This window comes from Streptomyces sp. NRRL F-2664 (assembly GCF_000719345.1).
Taxonomy (GTDB): Bacteria; Actinomycetota; Actinomycetes; order Streptomycetales; family Streptomycetaceae; genus Streptomyces.
Map to the genome: position 1 here is coordinate 1 of NZ_JOFX01000273.1, position 1197 is coordinate 1197.

At 69.2% G+C, this 1197-nt stretch carries 2 protein-coding genes; one reads left to right on the forward strand and one right to left on the reverse strand.

Annotation, left to right across the window (positions count from 1 at the left end):
• Positions 1–342: hypothetical protein (locus IF89_RS39425; RefSeq protein WP_158718153.1), on the reverse strand; the 342-nt coding region annotated here is incomplete at its 3' end.
• 434 nt (positions 343–776) lie between these two features.
• Here IF89_RS39425 and IF89_RS39430 point away from each other — a divergent pair.
• Positions 777–1197 (forward strand): MFS transporter (locus IF89_RS39430; protein ID WP_043194898.1); only part of this gene is annotated, 421 nt, incomplete at its 3' end.

Below are 1197 nucleotides of genomic sequence, written 5' to 3' on the forward strand. Positions count from 1 at the left end.
GTCGGTGCGGTTGCCGTGCCGGTCCGCAAACGCCACCGGGTTGCCGTCCGCATCGAAGTACTGCACCGACCCGTCGGTGCGGTCCGCCAGCCGCCACTCGTAACCGCGCTCCTCCACCCCCTCCCGGGCGGGCAGGCTGCCCCCCGGCACATGCTCGAAGCGCACCCCCTCCCCGGGGAACCGCTTCAGGCCGGAGCCGGCACCGCCCGGGGCACTCCCCGCCGGGTCGATGTCGTAGACACCGCCCGCCACCACAGCACGGCCCTCACCGGTGTCCACGAACGGCAGGCCCAGGCCCATACCCGCGCCCAGGCCCTGCCGGTCCACCCCCAGACCCGACAACTCCTGGTCATACGACAGTGACAGGCCGAACGAAGCCTCACCACGCCCCGCCGTCGCCCCAGGGCCAGCAGGCCGGCCACACCAACCCGGCAGACACGGCCCACAGCAGCGGCAGCGGCAGAAGACAGAGGAGAATTAGATGAAGACACCGACACACTCCGGGGGGACAGAAAATATCGGTCAGGCATTCTGTCAGGAAAACAGGACCCCGGGACGACTGCCCCTCCTCCGAACAGCCCCTCACTGAGCCGATGGCGTGTGCATGCACGGCGGTGGGGTCTGTTCAGTAAACGGTGTAACCGGTTTGGTTGTTAGGTCAGATTCGGCCGCTGCGAACGCGACCGGCCAGGCGAACTCGTCCACGTCGACATCAAGCTGACCGCCGTGGCGCTGCTGGTGTCCATCTCAAGGCGGGGCCCAGCCCGTTCTACGTCATGGACGAGGCCGAGGCCGCCCTCGACGACACCAATCTGCAGCGGCTGATCCGGATCATGGAGGAGCTCCAGGAGAGCTCGCAGCTGATCGTGATCACGCACCAGAAGCGGACGATGGAGGGACGAAACCCCACGGAGCACACCTTGACCAGCAGCACATCGCGGGCCCCGGCGTCCGGCGGCGGATCCTCGCCCCAGCCCGACCACCTCGGCCACGTCATCTTCATCACCGCGGCCGCTGCCATGGGCGGCTTCCTCTTCGGGTACGACAGCTCCGTCATCAACGGCGCCGTCGTCGCGATCCGCGAGCGCTTCGACGTCGGCCCGGAGGCCCTCGCCCAGGTGATCGCCGCCGCGCTGATCGGCTGCGCCATCGGCGCCGCCACCGCGGGCCGGCTCGCCGACCGGATCGGCCGAATCC